This is a genomic window from Arthrobacter sp. Y3225116, assembly GCF_059091245.1.
This window is the reverse complement of sequence record NZ_JBNHGL010000578.1, coordinates 1-378: the sequence shown is the minus strand read 5'-3', so window position 1 is coordinate 378 and position 378 is coordinate 1. Positions and strand designations below refer to the sequence as shown.

At 75.1% G+C, this 378-nt stretch carries 1 pseudogene; it reads right to left on the bottom strand.

The annotated features are described in order from the left end of the window. Nucleotides 1-378, bottom strand: a pseudogene (locus AC5RV2_RS19045) (hypothetical protein); the annotation flags it as partial.

Sequence of the window (378 nt, the reverse complement as noted above, 5' to 3'; positions counted from 1 at the left end):
CTGCGGCGACGCCCGCCGTCTTCGTCGTCCTCGTCCGACTCGTCGGCGGCGGCCGGTTCCGGCTTGGCGGCGACGGCGGACAGGTCCGGGGCATGGAAGAGCAGGGATACCGGCGAGGAGGGGATCGTGAACGGATCGGCCCCAAGTCCCGCGTCGGCGGAGGTTTCTTCGGCCGGGTCTCCCCCGGCGGCGGACTGCTCCGCTTCGGTGGCGGCCTGCTCAGGCGTGGCGGCGGCGGTGTCCTCGACTGCAGGGGCGGCGGCGGCCGCGGTGGAACGACGACGGCGGGCGGGCGCCTTCGCGGGCTGCTCCCCTGCCGTGTTTTCGGCTTCGGTTTCCGTCCCGGCGGCGTGTCCGGCGACGGCTTCGGCGGCGTCT